Source organism: Serratia sp. (in: enterobacteria) (assembly GCF_046715635.1).
GTDB lineage: Bacteria > Pseudomonadota > Gammaproteobacteria > Enterobacterales > Enterobacteriaceae > Chania.
On sequence record NZ_JBKJYW010000403.1, the window covers coordinates 1 to 7,704 of the forward strand.

General features: G+C 56.8%; 8 protein-coding genes and 1 riboswitch. Of the genes, 7 read left to right on the top strand and 1 reads right to left on the bottom strand.

Annotation, left to right across the window (positions count from 1 at the left end; all coding sequences use genetic code 11):
• Window positions 1–171 precede the first annotated feature (171 nt).
• The 7 genes from rsd to thiH all read left to right on the top strand — a co-directional run bounded on the left by rsd (window position 172) and on the right by thiH (window position 6,500).
• A complete protein-coding gene (gene rsd / locus ACLQ7H_RS20845) occupies window positions 172–687 on the top strand; it encodes a sigma D regulator (RefSeq protein WP_411754307.1) in 516 nt (171 codons plus the stop codon).
• 103 nt (window positions 688–790) lie between these two features.
• Window positions 791–913: riboswitch (TPP riboswitch) on the top strand.
• A gap of 117 nt (window positions 914–1,030) precedes the next feature.
• The gene (gene thiC / locus ACLQ7H_RS20850) at window positions 1,031–2,974 is read left to right on the top strand and encodes a phosphomethylpyrimidine synthase ThiC (protein WP_411754308.1); all 1,944 of its coding nucleotides are present in this window, start codon (window positions 1,031–1,033) and stop codon (window positions 2,972–2,974) included.
• Window positions 2,967–3,605 (top strand): thiamine phosphate synthase, encoded by a 639-nt coding sequence (gene thiE, locus ACLQ7H_RS20855; protein ID WP_411754309.1) that lies wholly within the window; start codon window positions 2,967–2,969, stop codon window positions 3,603–3,605. Before thiC ends, thiE begins: the two co-directional genes overlap by 8 nt.
• A gap of 4 nt (window positions 3,606–3,609) precedes the next feature.
• Window positions 3,610–4,359 carry a HesA/MoeB/ThiF family protein gene (locus ACLQ7H_RS20860; RefSeq protein WP_411754310.1) on the top strand — a complete coding sequence of 250 codons (750 nt, stop codon included), beginning with the start codon at window positions 3,610–3,612 and terminating at the stop codon, window positions 4,357–4,359.
• Window positions 4,356–4,556 carry a sulfur carrier protein ThiS gene (gene thiS, locus ACLQ7H_RS20865; protein ID WP_021808064.1) on the top strand — a complete coding sequence of 67 codons (201 nt, stop codon included), beginning with the start codon at window positions 4,356–4,358 and terminating at the stop codon, window positions 4,554–4,556. The genes ACLQ7H_RS20860 and thiS overlap by 4 nt, the downstream gene beginning before the upstream one ends.
• Window position 4,557: 1 nt before the next feature.
• The gene (locus ACLQ7H_RS20870) at window positions 4,558–5,337 is read left to right on the top strand and encodes a thiazole synthase (protein WP_411754311.1); all 780 of its coding nucleotides are present in this window, start codon (window positions 4,558–4,560) and stop codon (window positions 5,335–5,337) included.
• Window positions 5,337–6,500 (top strand): 2-iminoacetate synthase ThiH, encoded by a 1,164-nt coding sequence (gene thiH, locus ACLQ7H_RS20875; protein ID WP_411754312.1) that lies wholly within the window; start codon window positions 5,337–5,339, stop codon window positions 6,498–6,500. The genes ACLQ7H_RS20870 and thiH overlap by 1 nt, the downstream gene beginning before the upstream one ends.
• A gap of 179 nt (window positions 6,501–6,679) precedes the next feature.
• On the opposite strand, the gene shiA is transcribed toward thiH, so the two are convergent.
• The coding region (shiA, locus tag ACLQ7H_RS20880) for a shikimate transporter (RefSeq protein ID WP_411754313.1) at window positions 6,680–7,704 on the bottom strand (1,025 nt) is incomplete at its 5' end.

Genomic DNA, 7,704 nt, shown 5'->3' on the forward strand with positions numbered 1-7,704 from the left:
TTGGTAACCAAATTTTGCTTTCATGGCTGACGATCCACCAGCCATTTTCGTTACCCGTTAATGCAAGTTCCATATGTTGTTGCACAACCTCTGCTTCACTGGCAATCTAGGAATGGTCTTTGTTACATTTTATTAACTTACTTTTTCTTTCTCTTACACACGGAGTCAACCATGCTCAACCGATTGGAAAGCCTGACTCAGCGCGTTGGTGGCAGTAATGAATTAGTCGATCAATGGTTACAGGCCCGCAAACAGCTACTGGTGGCCTATTGCAGTTTAGTCGGCATTAAACCCAACAAAGAAAAGCATACGCCGCTCAATGAAAAAGCGCTGGAGAACTTTTGCCATAACCTGGTGGATTATCTCTCCGCCGGACATTTTCACATTTATGACAAAATTATCAAACAGGTGGAAGGTTCCGCCAGCCCAAAAATGGCGCTGGCCACCAAGTTCTACCCCAAATTACAGGCCAATACCGAAACCGTGATGGCATTCCATGATCGCTATACCGACGTCGATATCGATCAGGATGTGTGTGTAGAACTTAATCAGGCCTTGTCGGACATCGGCGAAGCCTTGGCCTCACGTTTCGCTTTGGAAGATCAGTTGATCCAGCTGGCGGCAGAAACCTGGCAGCAGGGCCAACCGGGCACCACGAATACTGAATCTATGTCTCATCCAGCCTAATTATCCCCCAATAGATTTCAAGCCGTAGCTAGGCAGCCAACAACGCTACGGCTTGAAAGATGCAGGGGAATGGTTGTAGTTTTTGTTTACCCTCTTATACTGAGGGCTCTTGTCGGAGTGCCTAGCGCTGATTTTTCATTAAATTAGCCAGGCTGAGACCGTTAATTCGGGATCCGCGGAACCTGATCGGGTTAATACCCGCGAAGGGAACAAGAGTAATCTATCGCCATAGGCAAGATGCTCCCGCCAGGGGCTGTGCCTGCCTTACCGGCTACCATCATTACTCCCTCCGAGCTCCAGACAAGCAATTTTCCACACATCACTACACTGATAGGAATTTGCTATGTCTACCATGAACCAACCTCGTGCCCGTAAACAACAGCGTGACCAAGCGCAAGATTTCATTGACTCGCTGCAAGGCGTCACCTTCCCCAACTCACAGCGGATCTATCTCGCTGGCTCGCGCAGCGATATTCAGGTGCCGATGCGTGAAATCCAGCTCAGCCCAACGCTGATTGGCGGCAACAAAGACCAGCCCCAGTATGAACAGAACGAAGCCATTCCGGTGTATGACACCGCTGGCCCGTATGGCGATCCGCAGGCGGTGCTCGACGTACACCGTGGTTTGGAAAAGGGACGAGCTGGCTGGATCGCCGAACGTGCCGATACCGAAACGTTAAGCGGCGTCAGTTCCGGCTTTACCCAGCAACGGTTGGCCGATGTTGGGTTGGACCATTTGCGCTTTGAGCACCTGCCGCTGCCCCGTAAAGCCCTGCCGGGTAAATGCGTTACGCAGTTGCATTACGCCCGCGCGGGTATTGTCACCCCAGAGATGGAGTTTATCGCCATCCGCGAAAATATGGGCCGAGAGCGCATTCGCGGTGAAGTGCTACGCCACCAGCATCCCGGCCAGAGCTGGGGCGCTAATCTGCCGGAAAATATCACGCCGGAATTTGTTCGCCAGGAAGTAGCCGCTGGCCGCGCCATCATCCCCGCCAACATCAACCACCCGGAATCCGAGCCGATGATTATTGGCCGGAATTTCCTGGTGAAGGTGAATGCCAATATCGGCAACTCGGCGGTCACCTCCTCGATCGAAGAAGAAGTCGAGAAACTGGTGTGGTCAACTCGCTGGGGCGCTGACACCGTGATGGATCTCTCCACGGGCCGCTATATCCACGAAACCCGCGAATGGGTCCTGCGTAACAGCCCGGTACCGATTGGTACAGTGCCGATCTATCAAGCGCTGGAGAAAGTGAACGGCGTGGCGGAGAACCTGACCTGGGAAATGTTCCGCGATACCTTGCTGGAACAGGCTGAGCAAGGCGTCGATTACTTCACCATCCATGCCGGGGTGCTGCTGCGCTATGTGCCAATGACCGCCAAACGCCTGACCGGCATCGTCTCCCGTGGCGGCTCGATCATGGCGAAGTGGTGCCTGTCGCATCATCAGGAAAACTTCCTCTATCAACACTTCCGCGAGATCTGCGAAATTTGCGCCGCTTACGATGTCTCGCTGTCACTCGGCGACGGCCTGCGCCCAGGTTCGATCCAGGATGCCAATGACGAAGCGCAATTTGCTGAACTGCATACGCTGGGTGAACTGACCAAGATTGCCTGGGAATATGACGTGCAAGTGATGATCGAAGGCCCAGGCCATGTGCCGATGCAGATGATCCGCCGTAACATGACCGAGGAGCTGGAACATTGTCATGAAGCGCCGTTCTACACGCTTGGGCCATTGACCACCGATATCGCTCCGGGTTACGACCATTTCACCTCCGGGATCGGCGCGGCGATGATCGGCTGGTTCGGCTGCGCGATGCTTTGCTACGTAACGCCAAAGGAGCATCTGGGGCTGCCGAACAAGGAGGATGTGAAACAGGGGTTGATCACCTACAAGATCGCCGCTCACGCCGCCGACTTGGCGAAAGGCCACCCGGGCGCGCAGATCCGCGATAACGCCATGTCCAAGGCGCGCTTTGAATTCCGTTGGGAAGATCAGTTCAACCTGGCGCTGGATCCGCAAACCGCCCGCGCCTATCACGATGAAACGCTACCGCAAGAATCTGGCAAGATCGCCCACTTCTGCTCCATGTGTGGGCCGAAGTTCTGCTCGATGAAGATTTCCCAGGAAGTACGTGACTATGCCGCCGCACAGGAGGCCGCCAAACCGATCGAGGTGCAACTGACCGGGATGGAGAAAATGTCGGCTGAATTCCGCTCACGCGGCAGCGAGCTGTATCACAGCGCGGCCAATTTGCAGGAGGAGATAAATCATGACTAGCCTCACTTCTCCCTTCCCTGCAACGCCGCACAGGCTGGGTTTATACCCGGTCGTCGACAGCGTTGAATGGATCGCCCGCCTGCTTGAGGCAGGCGTTACCACAATCCAACTACGCATCAAAGATCTGCCAGACGAGCAAGTGGAGGCGGACATTGCCGCCGCCATTGCCCTTGGCAAACGCTATCAGGCCCGGCTGTTTATCAATGACTATTGGCGGTTGGCGATTAAGCATGATGCCTACGGCGTCCACCTGGGGCAGGAGGATTTGGACACCACCGATTTGGCGGCCATCCATCGGGCAGGATTGCGCTTGGGCGTTTCCACCCATGACGATGCCGAACTGGCCCGCGCGATCGCCGTAAAACCTTCCTATATCGCCCTGGGGCATATCTTCCCAACGCAAACCAAGGAGATGCCCTCTGAGCCGCAAGGCTTGACCGAGTTGCAACGCCACGTCGCCGGATTACAGCAGTATCCAACTGTAGCCATTGGCGGGATCAGCATCGAGCGAGTCCCCGCCGTGCTGGCCTGCGGCGTTGGCAGCGTGGCCGTGGTCAGCGCCATTACCCAGGCACCAGACTGGCGCGCCGCTACGGCGACGCTGCTGCAGTTAATTGAAGGCAAGGAGTAATGCGATGCTCAATGACCAAGAGTTTCTGCGCTACAGCCGGCAGCTACTGCTGGAAGATGTCGGCCCCGAGGGGCAGGAAAAGCTGAAACAAGCTACGGTGCTCATTGTCGGATTAGGAGGGTTAGGCTCCCCGGCTGCGCTGTATCTGGCTGCCGCAGGTGTCGGTACACTGCTGCTGGCCGATGATGACCAACTGCACATTACCAATCTACAACGGCAAATTCTGTACCGCACCGGTGACATCGCCACCAACAAGGCTCAGTTGGCAAAGCACCATCTGCAAGCACTGAACCCTCTGGTGGAATCGATCGCGCTGGAGCAACGCCTGCAAGGGGCAACTCTGAACGATGCCGTCGCCCGTGCCGATCTGGTGCTTGATTGCAGCGACAACATGGCCACCCGTCATGCGGTGAATGCCGCTTGCATCCAAGCTAGCGTGCCGTTGATCAGCGGCAGCGCGGTGGGGTTCAGCGGCCAGTTACTGGTTATCGAACCGCCCTATGCCCATGGCTGTTATGCCTGCCTCTACCCGGAGCAGACCGAACCGCAGCGTAACTGCCGCACTGCGGGCGTACTCGGCCCGGTCGTCGGCGTGATCGGCACGCTGCAGGCGCTGGAAGCGATAAAAATGCTGGCAGGGATGCCCTCCTCCCTTAGCGGTAAGCTGCGCCTGTTCGACGGTAAGCAGCAAAGCTGGAGCACTCTGCAACTGAGTAAAGCCAGCACCTGCCCCATCTGTGGAGTGCCAGCATGAAGATTACGCTCAACGATCAACCGCTGGAGCTGGAGCAGCCGTTAAGCATCGGCGCTTTGCTCGAACGGCTGGAACGCCACCAGCCAGGTAGCGCTTTGGCGATCAACCAGGTCATCATTCCACGCAGCGACTGGGCCACCCGTCAGGTGCAGGACGGTGATGATATCTTGCTGTTTCAAGCGATTGCCGGAGGCTGACATGCTGCAAATCGCCGATACCACCTTCACTTCACGCCTGTTTACCGGCACGGGGAAATTCGCCACGCCCGAGTTAATGCTGGCTGCGCTACAAGCCTCCGGCTCGCAACTGGTCACCATGGCGATGAAACGCGTCGACCTGCGCGGCGGTAATGACGCCATTCTGGCACCACTGCAACGGTTGGGCGTGAAACTACTGCCCAATACTTCCGGGGCAAAAACGGCGGATGAAGCGGTATTTGCCGCCCGCCTGGCGCGCGAAGCGCTGGGCACCCACTGGGTCAAACTGGAAATTCACCCAGAGGTGAAATACCTGCTGCCAGACCCGATCGAAACGCTCAAAGCGGCGGAAACCCTGGTCAAACAGGGCTTTGTGGTGCTGCCTTACTGCGGTGCCGATCCGGTGTTGTGTAAACGGCTAGAGGAAGCAGGTTGTGCCGCCGTGATGCCACTTGGCGCGCCGATCGGTTCTAACCGTGGCTTACTGACCCGTGATTTCCTTGAGATCATTATTGAGCAGGCCAAAGTGCCGGTAGTGATTGATGCCGGGATCGGTGCCCCTAGCCATGCCTTAGAAGCGATGGAACTGGGAGCCGATGCAGTACTGGTCAATACCGCCATCGCCGTGGCGCGGGATCCAGTGCAAATGGCCCAGGCTTTCCGCCTGGCGCTGGAGGCCGGAGAGTTAGCACGCAACTCAGGGCTAGGCAACCGCCAGTCGATCGCCGCCACATCCAGTCCGCTGACGGCGTTTCTCAGTCATTCAGAGGAGGCGCGCTGATGACCAGTGATTTTAACGAACGCCTGCAAGGGTGGGATTGGGATGACCTGACGCTGCGTATTAACAGCAAAACGGCACGTGACGTTGAGCAGGCGCTGAATAGTGCCAAGCTGACGCGGGAGGACTTTATGGCGCTTATCTCCCCTGCTGCCGCCCCCTACCTCGAGCCCCTGGCCCAACGAGCACAGCAGCTCACCCGTCAGCGTTTCGGTAACGTGGTGAGCTTTTATGTGCCGTTATATCTTTCTAACCTGTGTGCCAACGATTGTACCTACTGCGGTTTTTCGATGAGTAACCACCTCAAGCGCAAAACTCTGGATGCAGCAGAAATCGAACGGGAATGCGCGGCCATCAAAGCGTTAGGGTTTGAGCACCTGCTGCTGGTGACCGGGGAACATCAGCGCAAAGTCGGCATGGAGTATTTCCGCCAGCATCTGCCCGCCATTCGCCGTCATTTCAGTTCGCTGATGATGGAGGTGCAACCACTGGCACAACAAGACTACGCCGAGCTGAAAGCCCTTGGGCTGGACGGCGTGTTGGTCTATCAGGAAACCTATCATCCCGCGACCTATCAACAGCACCATCTGCGTGGACAGAAGCAGGATTTTCATTGGCGACTGAGTACGCCGGATCGTCTGGGGCGCGCCGGGATCGACAAGATCGGGCTAGGGGCGCTGATCGGGCTTTCCAGCAGTTGGCGCACGGACTGCTATCTGCTGGCAGAGCATCTGTTTTATCTGCAACAGACTTACTGGCAGAGCCGTTACTCAATCTCGTTCCCTCGCCTGCGGCCCTGTGCCGGTGGTATTGAACCGGCGTCAATCATGAGTGAACCGCAACTGGTGCAGCTGATCTGTGCTTTCCGGCTATTCGCACCTGACGTGGAACTTTCATTATCTACCCGGGAGTCTGCCTTCTTCCGCGACCATATGATCCCGGTAGCCATCAACAGCGTCAGTGCCGGTTCCAAAACCCAGCCGGGCGGTTACGCCGACGATGTGCCGCCAGAGCTGGAACAGTTCGAACCGCACGATAGCCGAACGCCGCAGCAGGTAGCGCAGGCGATCGGTGCCGCTGGGCTACAGCCGGTGTGGAAAGATTGGGATGATTATCTGGGACGCGCTACGCAACTGCCTGCAACGGTTGCACCGTCGAGCCAATAGGGCTGGAAACACTACGCAAAGCAGCCAAGGCGAACTGACAGGGAAAAATGGCCTCGTTATAGTGGCGGTGTTGGCACGCGATCCTAAGCCAACCAAGGTTATCTCTCCCCTCTTGATAACCTTGCTTACCAAACACCGGGGCGTGCGGGGACTGGCCGCACGCTTCCGGTTCCTCTGTTTTATCCGACCGTCTGGGGTTTCATACGCATACCCACAATGGCCGAAAGCAGGCACCCCAGCGCCAGATAGGCGGCAACCAGATGCCAGGAACCGTCCATCAACTCCACCAGCAACACGGCAATAAACGGCGTGAAGCCACCACCGACCACGCTAGCGACCTGATAGCCCACCCCGGCTCCGCTATAGCGGTATGCAGTGCCGAACAGTTCGGTAAACATCGGCTGCTGCACACTGACCAGCATGTCGTGCGCCATATTTCCCAGCATGATGGCAAAGAAGATAATCATCACCGTATTCCGGCTCTCGAGCGCCATGAAAAACGGTACCGTGCTGGCAACACCAATCAACGCCCCCGTCACGTAGATCCGGCGCCTGCCAAAGCTGTCAGCCAAATAGGCGAAGCACGGGATCGAGACACAGCTCACCGCCCCCACCAACAAACCGATATTCAAGAACAGATCCCGTGACAGACCAAGATGGGTGGTTGAATAGTTCATGGCAAAGGCCGTGACGATATACATCGTCAACAGTTCGCCAAAACGTAGGGCAATGATCAACAAGAAGGCCTTGGGATTCTGGCGCAGCGCCTCAAAGATCGGGAACTTGCGGATTTTCTCGGCCCGGTCGTGCAGCGTTTTATTGGCTTCAAACTCCTGCGACTCATCCATGCCGTTACGGATCCACCAGGCAATGGCAACCAGCACCAGGCTGAACAGGAACGGCAAACGCCAGCCCCAGCTGATAAAGTCCGCATTGCTGGTATAGTGGCTGACCAGGGAAACCGAGCCGGTTGCCAACAACAACCCGACGCCAAAACCAATCTGTACGCCGCTGCTGTAAAAGGCTTTTCTCTTCTTCGGCGCGCTTTCTACCGCCAGCAAGGCAGCGCCGCCCCATTCGCCCCCCACGGCAAACCCTTGCACCGCTCGTAGCAGCACCAGCATGACCGGGGCCCACCAGCCAACTGAATCGAACGAGGGCAGCAGGCCGATCAACGCCGTAGAGATCCCCATCATCCAGACGG